This window comes from Pseudomonas vancouverensis (assembly GCF_004348895.1).
Taxonomy (GTDB): Bacteria; Pseudomonadota; Gammaproteobacteria; order Pseudomonadales; family Pseudomonadaceae; genus Aquipseudomonas; species Aquipseudomonas vancouverensis.
Genome location: NZ_RRZK01000024.1, coordinates 96,502 through 114,296, shown reverse-complemented (window position 1 = coordinate 114,296; position 17,795 = coordinate 96,502). Strand labels below are relative to the sequence as shown.

Annotated in this window: 19 protein-coding genes and 1 other RNA gene; 4 read left to right on the top strand and 16 right to left on the bottom strand. The window is 59.2% G+C overall.

Annotation, left to right across the window (positions count from 1 at the left end; genetic code table 11):
- The 9 genes from mraY to rsmI form a co-directional block, all read right to left on the bottom strand.
- Positions 1 to 1,083, bottom strand: coding sequence for a phospho-N-acetylmuramoyl-pentapeptide-transferase (gene mraY, locus EIY72_RS18050; protein WP_025109289.1), 1,083 nt, complete (start codon positions 1,081 to 1,083; stop codon positions 1 to 3).
- The gene (locus tag EIY72_RS18045) at positions 1,083 to 2,450 is read right to left on the bottom strand and encodes a UDP-N-acetylmuramoyl-tripeptide--D-alanyl-D-alanine ligase (RefSeq protein WP_093213948.1); all 1,368 of its coding nucleotides are present in this window, start codon (positions 2,448 to 2,450) and stop codon (positions 1,083 to 1,085) included. Before EIY72_RS18045 ends, mraY begins: the two co-directional genes overlap by 1 nt.
- The gene (locus EIY72_RS18040) at positions 2,443 to 3,906 is read right to left on the bottom strand and encodes a UDP-N-acetylmuramoyl-L-alanyl-D-glutamate--2,6-diaminopimelate ligase (RefSeq protein WP_093213944.1); all 1,464 of its coding nucleotides are present in this window, start codon (positions 3,904 to 3,906) and stop codon (positions 2,443 to 2,445) included. The genes EIY72_RS18045 and EIY72_RS18040 overlap by 8 nt, the downstream gene beginning before the upstream one ends.
- Positions 3,906 to 5,645: a peptidoglycan D,D-transpeptidase FtsI family protein gene (locus tag EIY72_RS18035; protein ID WP_197678845.1), complete on the bottom strand. Its 1,740-nt coding sequence runs from the start codon at positions 5,643 to 5,645 to the stop codon at positions 3,906 to 3,908. Before EIY72_RS18035 ends, EIY72_RS18040 begins: the two co-directional genes overlap by 1 nt.
- Positions 5,645 to 5,938, bottom strand: a complete 294-nt coding sequence (gene ftsL / locus EIY72_RS18030; RefSeq protein ID WP_093213940.1) for a cell division protein FtsL — start codon at positions 5,936 to 5,938, stop codon at positions 5,645 to 5,647. The genes EIY72_RS18035 and ftsL overlap by 1 nt, the downstream gene beginning before the upstream one ends.
- Complete coding sequence (gene rsmH, locus EIY72_RS18025; protein WP_162276434.1) at positions 5,935 to 6,882, bottom strand: 16S rRNA (cytosine(1402)-N(4))-methyltransferase RsmH; 948 nt, start codon at positions 6,880 to 6,882, stop codon at positions 5,935 to 5,937. The genes ftsL and rsmH overlap by 4 nt, the downstream gene beginning before the upstream one ends.
- Positions 6,879 to 7,334, bottom strand: coding sequence for a division/cell wall cluster transcriptional repressor MraZ (gene mraZ, locus EIY72_RS18020; protein WP_007917012.1), 456 nt, complete (start codon positions 7,332 to 7,334; stop codon positions 6,879 to 6,881). The genes rsmH and mraZ overlap by 4 nt, the downstream gene beginning before the upstream one ends.
- 355 nt (positions 7,335 to 7,689) lie before the next feature.
- Positions 7,690 to 8,043, bottom strand: an RNA gene (gene rnpB / locus EIY72_RS18015) — RNase P RNA component class A.
- A gap of 75 nt (positions 8,044 to 8,118) precedes the next feature.
- On the bottom strand, positions 8,119 to 9,024 hold the full coding sequence (gene rsmI / locus EIY72_RS18010) for a 16S rRNA (cytidine(1402)-2'-O)-methyltransferase (protein ID WP_165939608.1): 906 nt from the start codon (positions 9,022 to 9,024) through the stop codon (positions 8,119 to 8,121).
- A gap of 177 nt (positions 9,025 to 9,201) precedes the next feature.
- Here rsmI and EIY72_RS18005 point away from each other — a divergent pair, with 177 nt between their 5' ends.
- The 4 genes from EIY72_RS18005 (at position 9,202) to EIY72_RS17990 (ending at position 12,642) form a co-directional block, all read left to right on the top strand.
- Complete coding sequence (locus EIY72_RS18005) at positions 9,202 to 11,013, top strand: penicillin-binding protein activator (RefSeq protein WP_093213936.1); 1,812 nt, start codon at positions 9,202 to 9,204, stop codon at positions 11,011 to 11,013.
- Positions 11,013 to 11,375, top strand: coding sequence for a YraN family protein (locus EIY72_RS18000; RefSeq protein WP_093213932.1), 363 nt, complete (start codon positions 11,013 to 11,015; stop codon positions 11,373 to 11,375). The genes EIY72_RS18005 and EIY72_RS18000 overlap by 1 nt, the downstream gene beginning before the upstream one ends.
- A gap of 98 nt (positions 11,376 to 11,473) precedes the next feature.
- Positions 11,474 to 12,067: a phosphoheptose isomerase gene (locus tag EIY72_RS17995; RefSeq protein WP_093213927.1), complete on the top strand. Its 594-nt coding sequence runs from the start codon at positions 11,474 to 11,476 to the stop codon at positions 12,065 to 12,067.
- A complete protein-coding gene (locus EIY72_RS17990) occupies positions 12,064 to 12,642 on the top strand; it encodes a BON domain-containing protein (RefSeq protein WP_093213924.1) in 579 nt (192 codons plus the stop codon). The genes EIY72_RS17995 and EIY72_RS17990 overlap by 4 nt, the downstream gene beginning before the upstream one ends.
- A gap of 50 nt (positions 12,643 to 12,692) precedes the next feature.
- Here the strand turns inward: EIY72_RS17990 and EIY72_RS17985 are convergent, their stop codons facing one another.
- The 7 genes from EIY72_RS17985 to rplM all read right to left on the bottom strand — a co-directional run bounded on the left by EIY72_RS17985 (position 12,693) and on the right by rplM (position 17,581).
- Positions 12,693 to 13,106, bottom strand: coding sequence for a ClpXP protease specificity-enhancing factor (locus tag EIY72_RS17985; protein WP_093213919.1), 414 nt, complete (start codon positions 13,104 to 13,106; stop codon positions 12,693 to 12,695).
- A 16-nt stretch (positions 13,107 to 13,122) separates the two neighbouring features.
- Positions 13,123 to 13,740 (bottom strand): glutathione S-transferase N-terminal domain-containing protein, encoded by a 618-nt coding sequence (locus EIY72_RS17980; RefSeq protein ID WP_007989864.1) that lies wholly within the window; start codon positions 13,738 to 13,740, stop codon positions 13,123 to 13,125.
- Between the two features lie 150 nt (positions 13,741 to 13,890).
- Positions 13,891 to 14,673: a cytochrome c1 gene (locus tag EIY72_RS17975; protein ID WP_093213914.1), complete on the bottom strand. Its 783-nt coding sequence runs from the start codon at positions 14,671 to 14,673 to the stop codon at positions 13,891 to 13,893.
- Positions 14,673 to 15,884: a cytochrome b gene (locus EIY72_RS17970; RefSeq protein WP_007972577.1), complete on the bottom strand. Its 1,212-nt coding sequence runs from the start codon at positions 15,882 to 15,884 to the stop codon at positions 14,673 to 14,675. The genes EIY72_RS17975 and EIY72_RS17970 overlap by 1 nt, the downstream gene beginning before the upstream one ends.
- Entirely contained in the window at positions 15,884 to 16,477 is a 594-nt protein-coding gene (petA, locus tag EIY72_RS17965) for a ubiquinol-cytochrome c reductase iron-sulfur subunit (protein WP_093213909.1), read from the bottom strand. Before petA ends, EIY72_RS17970 begins: the two co-directional genes overlap by 1 nt.
- A 268-nt stretch (positions 16,478 to 16,745) precedes the next feature.
- The gene (gene rpsI, locus EIY72_RS17960) at positions 16,746 to 17,138 is read right to left on the bottom strand and encodes a 30S ribosomal protein S9 (protein ID WP_003228056.1); all 393 of its coding nucleotides are present in this window, start codon (positions 17,136 to 17,138) and stop codon (positions 16,746 to 16,748) included.
- 14 nt (positions 17,139 to 17,152) lie between these two features.
- The gene (gene rplM, locus EIY72_RS17955; RefSeq protein ID WP_003228062.1) at positions 17,153 to 17,581 is read right to left on the bottom strand and encodes a 50S ribosomal protein L13; all 429 of its coding nucleotides are present in this window, start codon (positions 17,579 to 17,581) and stop codon (positions 17,153 to 17,155) included.
- Positions 17,582 to 17,795 lie beyond the last annotated feature (214 nt).

Below are 17,795 nucleotides of genomic sequence, written 5' to 3'. Positions count from 1 at the left end.
CTACCTCAGCTTCAGGGTGGCAAGGCCGATCAGCACGAGAATCACGGTGATGATCCAGAAACGGACGATCACGCGCGGCTCGGGCCAGCCCTTGAGTTCAAAGTGGTGGTGAATCGGTGCCATGCGGAACACACGGCGACCGGTCAGCTTGAAGGAAGCAACCTGAATGACGACTGACAGGGTTTCCATCACGAACACACCGCCCATGATGAACAGGACGATTTCCTGACGAACGATCACCGCGATGGTGCCCAGCGCTGCGCCCAGCGCCAGTGCGCCAACGTCACCCATGAAAACCTGGGCCGGATAGGTGTTGAACCAGAGAAAGCCGAGGCCCGCGCCGATCAGTGCGCCGCAGAACACGATCAGTTCGCCCGCACCCGGTACATACGGAATCAGCAGGTATTCGGCGAACTTCACGTTACCCGACAAATAGCAGAAGATCCCCAGGCCACCACCGACCATTACGGTTGGCATGATGGCGAGACCGTCGAGGCCGTCGGTCAGGTTGACCGCGTTGCTCGAGCCGACAATCACGAAATAGGTCAGCACAATGAACCCGGCGCCCAGCGGAATGCTGTAGTCCTTGAGCATCGGCAGAATCAGGGTGGTTTCCACCGGCGTCGTGGCGGTCATATAAAGGAAGATGGCCGCGCCGAGGCCGAACACCGACTGCCAGAAATACTTCCAGCGGCTGGGCAAGCCGCGGGAGTTCTTCTCGATGACTTTGCGGTAGTCGTCGACCCAGCCGATGGCGCCGAACAGCAGGGTCACCAACAGCACGACCCAGACATAACGGTTGCTCAGGTCAGCCCACAGCAGGGTGCTGACACCGATGGAGGACAGAATCAGGGCGCCGCCCATGGTCGGCGTACCCGACTTGGACAGGTGAGATTGCGGACCATCGTTGCGAACGGATTGACCGATCTGACGGTTCTGCAAAGTGCGGATCATCCACGGGCCATAGCACAGCGACAAAACCAACGCGGTCAGTACACCGAGAATCCCGCGCAGGGTCAGGTACTGGAAGACCGCGAAGCCTTTGTAGAACTGTTGCAGATACTCCGCTAGCAGCAGCAGCATTAATGTTTCTCCAGACTGGACCCGCACAAAGCGGCAACGACGTTTTCCATCGCAGCGCTGCGCGAGCCCTTGATCAAAATGGTGGTGTTTGTGTCTTGCTCGGCGTCCAGGGCCTTGATCAGTTCAGCCTGTGTGCTGAAGTGCAAAGCCTGTGGACCGAAAGCGTTTACGGCGTGAACCATCATCGGCCCAACGGCGTAGAGCGCAGAAACCTTGCCCCGGGCGTAAGCGCCCACGTCGCGGTGCCCTTGCTCCGCCCAATCGCCCAACTCGCCGATATCCCCGAGCACCAGGACGGTGCGACCGGAAAAGCCCGCCAGTATATCAACGGCAGCGCACATGGAGGTGGGGTTCGCGTTGTAAGTGTCATCGATGACGCGCATGCCATTGGTGGCCAGTTGCGCAACGGTACGGCCCTTGACCGGCTGTACCGCGCCGAGACCGGTGGCGATGCCGAACAGCGACACGCCCAGGGCATGGGCAGCGGCCGCGGCGGCCATTGCATTGGCGACGTTATGGGTGCCAAGCAGGTTCAACTGCACACGCTCCACACCTTCAGGGGTGTGCAGGTTGAATGACGGGCAGCCACGGGCATCGCGATCCAGATCGCTGGCGTAGAAATCAGCGCTGAGGTTGCTCAAGGCGAACGACAACACCTTGCGACCGGCCGCACGGTTCTTCCAGATACCGAACGCCTTGTCGTCGAGATTGAGAACGGCGACGCCATCAGCGTCCAGCCCTTCGATGATCTCGCCCTTGGCCTCGACGATTTTTTCCGGACCGCCGAACTCGCCAACGTGGGCGGTCCCGGCGTTGTTGAGGATGGCCACATGGGGTTTGGTCATGCCGACGGTGTAGGCGATTTCGCCCAGGCGCGAGGCACCCAGTTCGATCACGGCGGCGGTATGTTCCGGCGCCAATTCGAGCAGGGTCAGCGGCACGCCGAGGTCGTTGTTCAGGTTGCCACGGGTGGCCAGCACCGGACCGCGCGTGCGCAGGATGCTGGCGAGCATTTCCTTGACCGTGGTCTTGCCGCTGGAACCGGTCACGGCGGCGACCTGCTGGGTGAATGCAGCACGGTTCAACGCACCCAACTGACCCAGGGCCTGACGAGTATCCTTCACCAGCAATTGAGGCAGCGTGCTGTCGGCGACTTCGCGCTCGACCAGGGCAGCGACGGCCCCCTTGGTGGCGACGTCATTGAGGTAGTCATGGCCGTCGAAACGCGGGCCGGTCAAGGCAATAAACAGTTGTCCCGGCTTGATCGCCCGGCTGTCGATGCTGACGCCGTCGAAAGAAGCATCGTTCGACACCAGACGCGCATTCAGTGCGCCGGTCAGTTCACTCAGTGTCAGGGCCTTAAGCATGGGCCACCTCCCACGCAGTCAGGGCATGATCGGCTTCGACCAGATCAGAAAACGGATGGCGCTGACCGTTGATTTCCTGATAGTCCTCATGGCCTTTACCGGCCAGGACAATCACGTCATCGGCGGAGGCACCGGCGATCAACTGGGCAATGGCCTGGCCACGACCGGCGACGAAGGTCACTTTATCCACAGCGGTGAAACCGGCGCGGATGTCGTCGAAAATCACCGCAGGGTCTTCAGTGCGTGGATTGTCATCGGTGACCAGCACGCGGTCGGCCAGACGCTCGACCACCTCAGCCATCAGCGGACGCTTGCCGCGATCACGGTCGCCGCCGCAGCCGAACAGGCACAACAGTTGACCTTTGACGTGTGGACGCAGAGCTGTCAGCACTTTTTCCAGTGCATCCGGAGTGTGTGCGTAATCGACCACCACCAGCGGCTGGGTACCACCACCGAGGCGCTGCATGCGTCCGGCTGGGCCTTCCAGTTTCGGCAACACCTTGAGAATTTCGTCGAGGGCGTAGTCCAGGCCGAGCAAGGCGCCGACCGCGGCCAATAAGTTGCTCAGGTTGAAACGGCCGAGCAGCGTGCTGCGCAGGTGATGCTCGCCCTGCGGCGTCACCAGCGTGGCGCGCACGCCATGATCGTCGAACTGCGCTTCGCGGCAGAACAGGTAGGCACTGCTGTCGAGCAGGCTGTAAGTGATCAGCCGCGACTCGCGCTTTTCAGCGGCCAACTGCCGACCGAATTCGTCGTCGAGGTTGACCACCCGGCACTTCAAGTCACTCCAGGCGAACAGCTTGGCCTTGGCCTCAGCGTAAGCTTCCATGGTGCCGTGGTAATCGAGGTGGTCGCGGGACAGGTTGGTCATCACCGCCACGTCGAACGCCAGCGCGGTTACCCGGCCTTGATCCAGACCGTGGGAGGACACTTCCATTGCAACCGCCTTGGCACCGGCCTTTTTCAGGTCAGCCAGGGTCGCCTGCATGGCAATCGGATTCGGCGTAGTGTGCAAGCCGCTTTGCAGCGCGCCATAGAAACCGGAACCCAGGGTGCCGACAATACCGCAATGCTGGCCGAGCAGATCGAGCGCCTGCGCGACCAGTTGGGTCACGCTGGTCTTGCCGTTGGTCCCGGTCACGCCGACCAGGTTCACATGATGGCTTGGCTCACCATAGAAGCGTCCGGCGATGTCCGACAGTTGCGCAGCCAGGCCCTTGACCGGAATCAGCGGCACTTCGGTGATCGGCAGCACGGTGGCGCCTTCCACTTCATAGGCAACGGCGGCTGCACCGCGTTGCAAGGCATCGGCAATGTGCGCACGGCCATCGAACTTGCCGCCAGGCACGGCGAGGAACAGATCGCCTGCGCGCACGTTGCGGCTGTCGAGCGCCAATTCACGAATCAACAGATCGTGGCCGGCGTGGGGGAATATCTTGTTCAGACTTAATGACATCAGCCGCGCCCTCCATTGGCTTTCAGCGGAACGGTCGGAGTAGCGTTGGCCTGCTGGGTCGGCGGCAGGTTGTCCGGTGTAACGTTCATCAGGCGCAGGGTGCCGGACATCACACGGCTGAACACCGGCGCGGAAACCAGACCACCGAAGTAGCCGGCTTTGCTCGGCTCATCGATCACTACGACAATGGCGTAACGCGGATCGCTCATCGGGCCGAAGCCGGCGAACAGCGAACGGTAGGAGTTTTCGGCGTAGCCCTTGGTGCCGACCGACGTTTTACGCGCGGTACCCGACTTGCCGGCCACGTGATAGGCCGGCACCTGCGCACGGAACACGCCGCGCGGCGCCTCGATCACTTGTTGCAGCATGCCTTGCATGGTCTTGGCCACGGCTTCCGGCAATACCTGAGTGGTTTGCGGCGCCTTGTCGGTCTTGATCAGGGTCAATGGGGCGAGGCGACCGTTGTTTGCCAATGCCGAGAAGGCGTGAACCAACTGGATCGCGGTCACCGAAATACCGTAGCCATACGACAGCGTGGCGGTTTCAGCCTTGCGCCACTCGCGGTAGTTCGGCAGGTTGCCGACGCGCTCGCCCGGGAAGCCCAGACCGGTGTCCTGGCCCAAGCCGACTTTTTGCGCCAGACGGAAAATGGTTTCGCCGCCGATATCGAACGCGACCTTACTCATGCCGACGTTACTGGAGTTGATCAGGATGCCGGTCAGGTCGAGTACCGGACCTTCGGTCTTGGACACGTCCTTGATGGTGTACTTGCCGATCTGCAACGAGCCCGGGTACACCTCGACGGTGTCGCTCGGTTTCCAGCGGCCAGTTTCGATCGCTGCGCTCATCGAGATCGCTTTCATGGTCGAACCTGGCTCGAACACGTCGATCATCGCGCGGTTACGCATCATCGCCGGTTGCAGGTTGCGACGGTTGTTCGGGTTGTAGGTCGGCTGGTTGACCATGGCCAGGATTTCGCCGGTCTTGACGTCCATGATCACCAGGCTGCCGGCCTTGGCGCCGTTCTCGATGATCGCGTTACGCAACTCGCGGTTGGCCAGGTACTGCAGGCGCAGGTCAATGGACAACGCCAAGGGCTTGCCGGCCTTGGCGTTTTTGGTGACCTGGACATCCTTGATCAGCCGGCCACGCCGGTCCTTGATGACCTGTCGTTTGCCCGGCACACCGGCCAGCCATTCATCGTAGGCCAGCTCGACGCCTTCGCGCCCGTGATCGTCGATGTCGGTAAAGCCGACCATGTGCGCGGTGACTTCACCGGCAGGATAGAAGCGGCGGAACTCTTCGATGCCGTAGACGCCCGGCACTTTCAGATCGAGCACGGCCTGGCCTTGCTCAGGCGTCAGCCCGCGCACCAGATAAATGAATTCCTTGTTGGCTTGCGCTTCGAGACGCTCGGTCAGCGCTTTTGGATCCTGACCAAGTGCGGCAGCCAGTGCTGGCCACTTGTCTTTTTCCAGCTGCATTTCCTTGGCGTTGGCCCACAGCGTGGTCACCGGGGTACTGACGGCCAAGGGCTCACCGTTGCGGTCAGTGATCAGACCACGGTGTGCAGGAATCGGAATATGACGAACGCTACGGGCATCGCCCTGACCCTTGAGGAAGTCGCGGTCGACCACCTGCAGGTCGATGATGCGCCAGCAGATCGCGGCCACCATGACGCCGAGCAAACCCAGCACCACACGGAAACGCCACGGGAAAAGTGCACCTTCGAGTTTCATCATGGCGCCACCATCTTCACGTCAGCGGCACCCGGGATGTGCATTTTCAGTTGTTCGGTCGCAAGCACTTCGATGCGACTGTGGGCGGTCCAGGTGCTTTGCTCCAGGATCAGGCGCCCCCACTCAGCCTGCGCTTTGTCGCGCACGCTCAATTCGGTGTACAGGGTGTTGAGCAACTGACGGTTCCAGTGCGCGGCGTAAGACACGCCGATGGCCGACACGAGCACGCCGACAAACAACAGCAGCATGAAAAAGCTTCCGCCGGGCAGTGGCTTGGCGAAAAGCTTGCTCACCGCAGCTTCTCCGCCACGCGCATGACAGCACTACGGGAACGCGGGTTGGCTTTGAGTTCGGCGTCGGAGGCCGTCTGCGCTTTGCCATGGACTTTGATTTTCGGTTCGAAGGCGACGTGTCGAACCGGCAGGTTGCGCGGCAGGTTGTCGGCTTCGCCTTTCACCAGCTTGCGCATGAACAGTTTGACGATACGGTCTTCCAGCGAGTGGAAGCTGATGACCACCAGGCGACCGCCGATTTCCAGGGACTCCAGTGCGGCTTCAAGGCCAGCTTCCAGATCCCCCAGTTCGTTGTTCACGTGAATGCGCAGACCCTGGAATGCACGGGTTGCCGGGTTCTTGCCCTTTTCCCACGCAGGGTTGGCAACCTTCAGGACTTCTGCCAGATCGCCAGTGCGCTCGAATGGCTTGATGTCGCGACGCTCGACCACGGCACGGGCCATGCGACCGGAGAAACGTTCTTCGCCGTATTCCTTGAAAACCCGGGCAATTTCTTCCACGGGTGCGGTATTAACGAATTCAGCGGCGCTGATCCCGCGAGACGGGTCCATGCGCATGTCCAGTGGGCCATCGTTGAGGAAGCTGAAACCGCGTTCCGGATCGTCCAGCTGTGGCGAAGACACGCCCAAGTCCAGCAATACGCCGCTGACCTTGCCGTTCATGCCACGTTCGGCGACTTCTGAACCCAGCTCGGCAAAGCTGCGCTGCACAACGACAAAGCGGCCGTCTTCGGCCGCTAGCGTCTGCCCGGTGGCAATCGCTTGTGGATCTTTATCAAACCCGAGCAACCGACCATCGGGACCGAGCTGGCTGAGGATCAACCGGCTGTGTCCGCCGCGTCCGAACGTGCCGTCCAGATAGCAGCCATCAGGACGTACGGCGAGAGCCTCGACGGCTTCGTCAAGCAGTACGGTGATGTGGTTAAAGCCGCTATCAATAGTCACAGGATCAAATCACGCAGTTCGTCAGGCATGGCGCCCGGTTGTTGAATAGCAGCCAGGTCAGCGGCAGAAACCGCATTCCAGGCATCCTCGTCCCACAATTGGAACTTGTTCAGTTGGCCTACCAACATCGCGCGCTTATCCAACTTGGCATATTCACGAAGACGCGGCGGGACCAGGAAACGACCACTGCCGTCGAGCTCAAGGTCGACGGCATTACCAATCAATAAGCGTTGCAGGCGGCGGTTCTCTTCGCGTAGCGAAGGCAGTGCGCGCAGTTTGGTTTCAATTATTTCCCACTCATCGAGGGGGTAAACACACAAACATGGATCAACGGCATCAATTGTTACGATTAATTGACCAGAGCTACGCGAATCGAGCTCGTCACGGTACCGGCTCGGCATGGCGAGACGGCCCTTTGCATCGAGACTGATAGCGTTGGCTCCGCGAAACACGTCAGCGTTTCTCCAAATTTTAGCGTTTTGAGCTCAAAAAACCCACTTCATGCCACTTTCCGCCACTTGCGCACACTATAGGAATGCGCCCACCACACCGTCAAGGCGCCGATTAAAGGAAAACCCTTACAGAACTGAGATTTAGGAGCATAAAGGGAGGGGTAACGAGAATCAGGCAGATAAAACCGCCCGACAACTTCAATCGGCACAGGAACCTGCACGCAGAAGTTAAAGTAATTTATTAAGAGTAAGATTTTTTCGGTATTACGAAAGTGCTTCTGGAGACGATTGTGAAAGGAGGGAAATTGCTATCACGGCACTCTGCCCAATGATTTAAGCAGAGGCGTGAGAAAAGGTGGAGAGTCGATCTGTAAGCCGGGTTCTGTCTTGAACAGTCATTCGTCTACGATGGCCATCACTGGACACCTTTAGCAACCTACCCGGTCCCAGCGCGGGCCACGCCTTGGGACCCTATTTGGTCTTGCTCCAAGTGGGGTTTACCTAGCCACGAACTGTTGCCAGACGTGCGGTGCGCTCTTACCGCACCTTTTCACCCTTACCGGCGCCGAAGCGCTTAGGCGGTTATTTTCTGTGGCACTTTCCGTAGGCTCACGCCTCCCAGGCATTACCTGGCACTTCGCCCTATGGAGCCCGGACTTTCCTCCCCCCCCTAATTTTCATAGAGGGCAGCGACTGTCCGATCGACTCTCCGCCGCGAAGGTTAACGGCAGAGCGCCCGAAGAACAAGCGCTAAACGCCATTGTGCATGCCTTCGCGTCGGCTTTTACTCGCCCTTCTGCTGATCCAGTGCGATCTGGTACAGCACGTTCTTGCGCTCACCGGTAATTTGCGCTGCCAATGCCGCGGCGCGCTTGAGAGGCATTTCCTCGAGCAACAGATTGAGAATGCGCATGGCTTCACTGCTGACCGCCCCCTCCTCATCCGGTGCCGACCAGCCCGCAACCAATACCACGCACTCACCGCGCTGCTGATTGCTGTCCGACTCGACGAACTGACGCAGCTCGGCCAGCGGCAAGCCCTTGAGGGTTTCGAAGGTTTTGGTCAGCTCACGCGCCAGCAAGGCCGGACGCTCCGGACCGAACACCAGCTCCATGTCCTGCAGGCATTCGAGAATACGGTGCGGCGCCTCGTAGAAGATCAAGGTGCGCGGCTCTTCCTTTACCTGCTCGAGGCGCACGCGTCGCCCCACGGCCTTGGCCGGCAGGAAACCCTCGAAAATGAAGCGATCCGAGGGCAGACCAGCCGCCGACAACGCGGCAATCAGCGCGCAAGCGCCGGGAACCGGGACCACGTTGATACCGGCGGCCCGCGCCTGGCGCACCAGGTGGTAGCCGGGGTCGGAAATCAGCGGTGTCCCCGCATCGGAGATCAGCGCAACATTATCCCCCGCCAGCAGACGGGTAATAAACCGGCTACCTTCATCACGTTCATTGTGTTCATGACAGGCAGCCAGCGGCGTCGAAATGCCGAAGTGCTGCATCAGGCGCTGGGAGTGCCGGGTGTCCTCGGCAGCGATCAAGGCCACTTCGCGCAGGATTTTCAGCGCACGTGCGCTGATGTCGTCCAGGTTGCCGATGGGCGTCGCCACCACATAAAGCGAGCCAGCAGCGGAATTCAAAGCACCTGGAGCAGTCAAAGCGCACACCTCATGATCGGTAAAAGTCGCCATTGTAGCGCGTAGCGGCGCCGGCGATACGCGCAAGCGACCAGGGCTTTCACGAGGGTTTGTGCGCTGACGCAACATTTACACCAGCTAAATTGATCGATTCACGCCAGTAACATCGCGCCCCGGCCAGTGCTTGGGTACAATTCCACGCTAATTTGATCGAGTATCAGGAACACTTACATGATCGCTTGCCTGCGGCTGTTATCTGCCCTCTGCCTTGCTGCCTTGCTGGCGGCTTGCGCCAGCTCGCCCTCCTCCAGCCTTGGCGAACTTCCCCGGACTCCGGACGCCAGCATCGAGCAACTGCTCGAGAAGGCTTCCCAAAGCAAATCGCCGGAAGATGCGGCGCTGTTGCGCTTGAGCGCAGCCGACCTCGCCTACCGCCAGGGCAATGCCGGCCAATCCGCGCAAATCCTGCAACTGGTGCCGATCGAACAGCTCAAACCGGGCCAACAGATCTTCGCCAGCACCCTGGCGGCTGAACTGGCGATGACCCGCAACCAGCCCAAGGCCGCACTGACTGCCTTGAGCCACCCTAGCCTGCAACGCCTGAGCGAAATGCCTGCCGACCAACAGGTTCGGACCGGCGCTGTGCATGCCCGCGCACTGGAAGCCGATGGCCAGACACTCGCCGCCGCACGGGAACGCATTACCATTGCACCGATGCTGAGCGGTGAAGCCGCTGCGAAAAACCACGAAGCCATCTGGGCGCTGATCGCCTCGCTGCCGACCGATCAGTTGCAACCCAACACCACTGACACCCTCGGTGGCTGGATGGGCCTGGCACTGGCGGTAAAGTCCGCCGGCACCCTGGAACAGCAGCAAGCCGCCATCGACAACTGGCGCGCGCAGAACCCGAAACACCCGGCAGCCATTCAACTGCCGCTGCCACTGACCAAACTCAAGGAGCTTGCCAGTCAACCGCTGAGCAAAATTGCCCTGCTGCTGCCACAGGACGGCCCGCTGGCCTCGGTCGGCAAGGCATTGCGTGATGGCTTCATGGCCGCTCACTACCAGGCGCAACAGGCAGGGCAGAAACCGCCGGCCATCGAGTTCTATGACAGCTCGCGCCTGACCTCGATGGATGAGTTCTACCGCAAGGCCCAGGCCGATGGCGTGCAACTGGTGGTTGGCCCACTGGAGAAGCCGCTGGTCAAACAACTGAGCACGCGCCCGCAACTGCCGATCACCACCCTGGCGCTGAACTACAGCGAAGGCGATCAAGGTCCGGCACAACTGTTCCAGTTCGGCCTCGCCGCCGAAGACGAAGCTCGCGAAGTCTCCCGCCGCGCCCGCGCCGACGGCCTGCACCGCGCCGCCATCATGGTGCCGAAAGGCGAATGGGGTGACCGCGTATTGAAGGCCTTCAGCCAGGATTGGCAAGCCAATGGCGGCAGCATCGTGGCCACCGAGCGCGTTGACCAGCCTGTGCAACTGGCCCAGCAAATCGCCGACATGTTCCAGCTGCGCCAGAGTGAAGGCCGCGCCAAGAGCCTGCAAAGCACCGTTGGTTCGCAGGTAGCTGCACAGCCTTCGCGTCGCCAGGACATCGAATTCATCTTCCTCGCCGCCACTCCGCAGCAGGCGCAACAGATCAAGCCGACGCTGAACTTCCAGTACGCCGGTGACGTTCCGGTCTACGCCACTTCCCACGTCTTCAGCGCCAGCGGCGACGTAAACCAGTACAACGACATGAACGGCATTCGCTTCTGCGAAACGCCTTGGTTGCTGGACGCCAATGACCCGTTGCGCAGCCAGGTCACCGCGCAATGGCCACAAGCGGCCGGTAGCCTCGGCCGTCTGTACGCCATGGGCGTCGACGCCTACCGCCTGGCCCCACGCCTGGGTCAGCTCAAGGCCCTGCCGGACAGCCGCATCGAAGGTCAATCGGGCAGCCTTGGCATCACTCAGAACCAGCGCGTGGTGCGCCAGCTGCCCTGGGCTCAATTCGTCAACGGCCAGGTTCAGCGCCTGCCGGACACCCCGCGCTGATGCCCGACAGGTCAAGTCAGCAAAGCGGCAAGGATGCCGAGCGCCAAGCGCTCGAGCATCTGCAACAACAGGGTCTGCGCCTGCTGGCGCAGAACTGGTTGTGTAAACGCGGCGAGCTTGATCTGGTCATGCTAGATGGCGATACAGTAGTATTCGTCGAAGTCCGCTACCGTAAAAACACCCAATGGGGTGGCGCACTCGATAGTATCGACGGGCGCAAACGGCAGAAACTGATTTTCGCCGCGCAGTATTTTCTTCAGCGCGAGTCGCGTTGGGCCAATTCCCCCTGCCGTTTCGACGTGATTGCCATCGACAGCGATCTCGATCAGTTGAACTGGCTGCAGAATGCCTTCGACGGCTGACTGCCCGTACTCCGCACCGGACACCCAACACTTTTGCTCTTTGCTTTGCGGGCTGCACATTCATGTGCCAAACAGCCGCGCTACTTAAGGTCACACAGATGGACATGCAATCCCGAATTCGCCAGCTTTTTCAGGCCAGTATCGACACCAAGCAACAGGCGATGGAAGTTCTTGCACCGCACATCGAGCAAGCCAGCCAAATCATGGTCAACGCGCTGCTCAACGAAGGCAAAATGCTTTCTTGCGGCAACGGTGGCTCCGCCGGCGATGCCCAGCATTTCTCTTCCGAGCTGCTCAATCGCTTCGAACGCGAGCGGCCAAGCCTGCCGGCCATCGCCCTGACCACCGACAGCTCGACGATCACCTCGATCGCCAATGACTACAGCTACAACGAAATTTTCTCGAAACAGATCCGCGCACTCGGCCAACCGGGCGATGTGTTGCTGGCGATTTCCACCAGCGGCAATTCGGCCAACATCATTCAAGCGATCCAGGCCGCACATGATCGCGAAATGATTGTCGTAGCATTGACGGGTCGTGACGGCGGCGGCATGGCATCGCTCCTGCTGCCCGAGGACGTCGAGATTCGCGTCCCCGCCAACGTCACCGCTCGAATTCAGGAAGTCCACCTGCTGGCGATCCATTGCCTTTGCGACTTGATCGACAGCCAATTGTTCGGGAGTGAAGAATGACCCCTAATCGCCTTGGCCTACTGGCCTTGACCCTGTGCCTCGGCATCAGCGGCTGCACCTCGGTGGTGAATGCCAGCCGTGAAGCCCCTATTGAAGATGACCGTGGCACACGCACACTGGGCAGCAAGATCGATGACTCCCTGATCGACACCAAGGTCGGCGTGAACGTCGCCAAGGCCGACCCGGCCCTGGATAAAGACTCGCATATCGTCGTGACCAGTTATAACGGCGTGGTACTGCTGGCCGGACAAACGCCACGCGAAGACCTCAAGGCCAAGGCCGAGCAGGCCGCCGCCGCTGTGCAACGCGTGAAGAAAGTGCACAACGAACTTCAGGTCCTGCCGCCCTCCAGCTTCCTGGCCCGTCAGAACGACACCTGGCTGACCTCCAAGATCAAGACCCAGATGCTCGCCGACGCAAACATCCCGGGTTCACGCATCAAGGTCGTCACTGAAAACGGTATCGTTTATCTGCTGGGCCTGCTGACCAAGCAGGAAGCCCAACAGGCCACCAACCTGGTGCAGGGCGTTTCCGGCGTGCAGAAGATTGTGAAGCTGTTTGAGTACATCGACTGACAGCCATCAACAGATACAAAAAAGGCGATCCATCCGGATCGCCTTTTTTATTACTTCACCACTTTCAGACTTGGCCGACCGCTTGGGCGCGGCGGCTCGCTGTCCGGTGGCGGCAAATCATCATCGGGCTCGATCTCGTCTTCGTCATCCATCGGCGATTCCAGATCAAACACCATGCCCTGGCCGTTCTCCCGGGCATAAATCCCCAGGATGGAGGCGATAGGCACGTACAGGGTGTGCGGGACGCCACCAAAGCGGCCTTCGAAGCTGACCGCGTCGTTGTCCATATGCAGGTGACGTACGGCTTGTGGCGATACGTTCAGGACAATCTGACCGTCACTGGCAAACCCCTGAGGGACCTGCACCGACGGATATTCGGAATTGACCAGCATGTGCGGGGTGCAATCGTTATCCACAATCCACTCATAGAGCGCACGGACCAGATAAGGTCGACTGGAGTTCATAGCGGCTCCTTAAGCCTTAGCGCATATCGCGTTCGACACCAGACAGACTTGCCTGGAAAGCCTCACGCGCAAATTGACGCTCCATGTAATCGAGCAGCGGCTTGGCCGGCCGCGGCAGTTCTATACCCAGAATCGGCAATCGCCAGAGTATTGGCAATAGGCAGCAATCCACCAGGCTTTGTTCCTCACTGAGGAAAAATGGCTTGTCGGCGAACAACGGCGACACGCCGGTCAGGCTCTCGCGCAACTCTTTACGAGCCACGGCACGGGCAGCCTCCTTGGTGCGCGAATCCAGAATCAGATCCACCAGACCACACCAGTCGCGCTGGATGCGGTGCATCAGCAGTCGACTGTTCGCACGCGCCACGGGATAAACCGGCAGGAGCGGCGGGTGCGGGTAACGCTCATCGAGATATTCCATCACCACTGTCGACTCCCACAGCGCCAGGTCACGATCGACCAGCGTGGGCAAACTGCCGTAAGGGTTCACTTCAATCAGTTTAGGTGGCTGACGACCAGCCTCCACGTAAATGATCTCTGCGCTGACACCCTTCTCTGCCAGTACGATGCGCACTCGGTGGGAATAGTGGTCGGCGGGGTCGGAGTAACAGGCCAACCGATTGGTCACGCCCATGGCGATCCTCCTCGCTTGTAGACATTATCGGAAGCGGAAAAACGAGCGCGCCCAGAGGGCGCTTCCCGCAAGACCTGGATCACCAGGTTCATTGCGTATCGGAAGCACCCTTGGGCGCGCGCGATTAACAGCAATAGCTTGAAGCTTGTATCAGTGCACGTCTTTCCAGTATTCGCGCTTGAGCAGATAAGCGAATACGAAGAAGAACGCCAGGTACAGCAATACGTATGTACCGATGCGCTGATGTTGCAGCTTAACCGGGTTAGCCGAGTAAGCCAGGAAGGTTACCAGATTCTTGACCTTCTCATCGAATTGCTCTTCGGTCAGAGCACCGCTTTTCGGCACGATGGTCATTTGATCGCACGCTTCGTGAGTCAAAGGCGTACCGGTCAAAGGATCATATTGCTTCTTGCCGTCTTCGACGATCTGTACCTGTTTGCAGCCGATCACCTGACGACCCTGCAGGCCGACCAGGACGTTAGGCATGCCCACGTTCGGGAAGACCTTGTTGTTCACACCCCAAGGGCGCGACGGGTCTTCGTAGAACGACTTCAGGTAACCGTAGAGCCAGTCGGTACCGCGAACGCGAGCCACCAGGGTCAGGTCCGGTGGTGCCGCGCCAAACCAGGCCTTGGCATCTGCCGGCTGCATGCCGATGGACATGTGGTCACCGATCTTGGCACCGGTGAACACCAGCTTCTCGAGCATCAACTCGTGGGGAATGCCCAGGTCGTCAGCAACACGCTCATAGCGTTGGAACTTGGCACTGTGGCAACCCATGCAGTAGTTGGCGAACGTGCGTGCACCGTCCTGCATGGCGGCTTTATCGGAAACGTCGATGTCGACTTTTTCCAGCTCAGGGCCACCGTGTTCAGCTGCGAAAGCAAACACTGGCAGCGCAGCAAGCATCAAAACAGCAAATAGTTTTTTCATCAGCCAGTCACCCTTTCCGGTACCGGTTTGGTCTTCTCGAGCCTGGTGTAGAAAGGCATCAGAATGAAGTAGGCGAAGTACAGGAAGGTACATACCTGCGACAGCAACGTACGCTCTGGAGTCGGCGCCAGGACACCCAGCACACCCAGGATCACGAACGAGATGCAGAACACCCAGAGCCAGATTTTGCTCAGCCAGCCTTTGTAGCGCATCGACTTGACCGGGCTACGGTCGAGCCAGGGCAGGACGAACAGCACCGCAATGGCCGCACCCATGGCGATAACGCCAAAGAGCTTGTCCGGCACCGCACGCAAGATCGCGTAGAACGGCGTGAAGTACCAGACCGGAGCGATGTGCTCTGGGGTCTTGAACGCGTTCGCCACTTCAAAGTTCGGTTTTTCGAGGAAGTAGCCGCCCATTTCCGGGAAGAAGAACACGATCGAGCAGAAGATGAACAGGAACACCACCACGCCGACGATATCTTTCACGGTGTAGTACGGGTGGAAGGCGATGCCGTCCAGCGGTATGCCGTTTTCGTCCTTGTGCTTCTTGATGTCCACGCCGTCCGGGTTGTTCGAACCCACTTCGTGCAACGCCAGGATATGCAGCACTACCAGACCGAGGATAACGATCGGCAGGGCCACCACGTGCAGGGCGAAGAAGCGGTTCAGGGTAATACCGGAAATCAGGTAGTCACCACGGATCCACTGGGTCAGGTCGTTACCGATGACCGGGATCGCACCGAACAGCGAGATGATCACCTGGGCACCCCAGTAGGACATCTGGCCCCACGGCAGCAAGTAACCCATGAAGGCTTCAGCCATCAGCGCCAGGTAGATCAGCATGCCGAACACCCAGACCAGCTCACGGGGCTTCTGGTACGAACCGTAGAGCAGGCCACGGAACATGTGCAGATAGACCACGATGAAGAACGCCGAAGCGCCGGTGGAGTGCAGCAGGCGCAGGATCGAGCCGTACTCGACGTCACGCATGATGTATTCGACGGAAGCAAAGGCCTCCTCCGCCGAAGGGGTGTAGCTCATGGTCAGCCAGACACCGGTAACGATCTGGTTGACCAGAACGAGCAATGCCAGCGAGCCAAAGAAGTAGAAGAAGTTGAAGTTCTTCGGAGCGTAATACTTGCTGAGATGGTCTTCCCACATCTTGGTGGCGGGAAAGCGCGCATCAACCCAATCCATGAACTTGCTCATCACGCTTTCTCCGTATCGACGCCAATGACAATGATGTCGTTGGTCTCATAGGAATGCGGGGGAACTGGCAGGTTCAAAGGCGCGGGTTGCGACTTGTAGACGCGGCCAGCCAGATCGTAATGGGAACCGTGGCAAGGGCAGAAATAACCGCCTACCCAGTCTTTGCCCAGATCCGCAGGTGCCACTTCGGGACGGAAGGTGGGAGAGCAACCCAGGTGCGTGCAGATACCGATCAGCAGCAGAACCTCAGGCTTGATCGAACGCGTTTCCGGATCAACATAAGCAGGTTGTGTCGAGTTCTTGGAGGTAGGGTCAGACAGCTGGCCCTCGATCTTCTTCAGATTCCCCAGGATTTCCGGAGTACGGCGGACAATGAACACCGGCTGGCCGCGCCACTCAGCAATCATCTGCTGGCCTGGCTCGATTTTGCTGACATTCACTTTCACCGGTGCACCAGCGGCTTTCGCCTTGGCACTGGGAAACCATGACCCCACGAACGGGACCGCAGCCCCCACCGCTCCTGCAGCACCCACCACGGATGTGGCTGCTACCAAGAAGCGACGCCGGCCTGCATTCACGCCGTCATTGCTCATTCAGTCCTCTCCCATCAGCTTTGTGGCCTGTTAAATCAGGCATCTACTAAATAAATCTATGTACTTATAAAAATTTTGCCGAATGGTAATGAAAAGCCCCAATTCTGACAAGGTAATTACCGGAGCCCACCACCCTCAAGCCTTGTAGTATAGGGCGTCTACGAATGTGGCAAGTTGTCACAGCGCAATTCTTTGATAAATCGCACGCATAAAAAAACGCCCAGCTCCGTGAGGAAACTGGGCGTTCTTTTTTGAACGTGAAAGCGAATTAACGCTTCGAGTACTGCGGACGCTTACGCGCTTTACGCAGACCGACTTTCTTACGTTCAACTTCACGAGCATCGCGGGTTACGAAGCCGGCTTTACGCAGGGCGCTGCGCAGAGTCTCGTCGTAGTCCATCAGAGCGCGGGTGATGCCGTGGCGGATTGCGCCAGCTTGACCACTCACACCACCGCCGATCACGGTGACGTAGATGTCGAACTTCTCGACAGTCTCAGTCAATTCCAGCGGCTGACGAACTACCATGCGGGCAGTTTCGCGGCCGAAGAAATTATCCAGCGAACGGTTGTTGATGGAGATGTTACCAGTACCCGGACGCAGGAAAACGCGTGCGGTTGCGGTCTTGCGACGGCCAGTGCCGTAATTTTGAGTCGCCGACATAATGAACTATTCCGTTAAATCTTCAGTTCTTGGGGCTGCTGAGCAGTATGAGGGTGTGCAGCGCCCGCATAGACTTTCAGCTTACGGTACATGTCGCGACCCAGCGGGTTCTTAGGCAGCATGCCTTTGACCGCGGTCTCGATCACGCGCTCAGGGGCCTTGGCGATCAGCTTTTCAAAGTTGATCGACTTGATGCCGCCCGGGAAACCGGAGTGGGAGTAGTACATTTTGTCAGTGGTTTTAGCACCGGTCACACGGATCTGCTCAGCGTTGATTACGACGATGTAGTCGCCGGTGTCAACGTGAGGAGTGTACTCAGGCTTGTGCTTGCCACGCAGACGGCTCGCGATTTCGGTGGCCAGACGACCCAGGGTCTGACCAGCAGCGTCGACGACAAACCAGTCGCGCTTTACTGTTTCCGGTTTAGCAGTAAAAGTTTTCATTCTTTATAGCCTCAGGGGCCGCCCTGTAAATTAGACGGCGGATCTTACTGAATAGTGCGTACTTTGACAAGTCAAAGGCAGCCGGATACAGACGCTTTCGGGGGCTCGGGTCGGCGCGTCCGTTCAACGGCAAGATTCTTCGGCGGCGGCGCATCACTTCCACTGCAGAAAGAGGTGCGCAATTATGCAGATTGCGAAAAATATTTCAACCTGC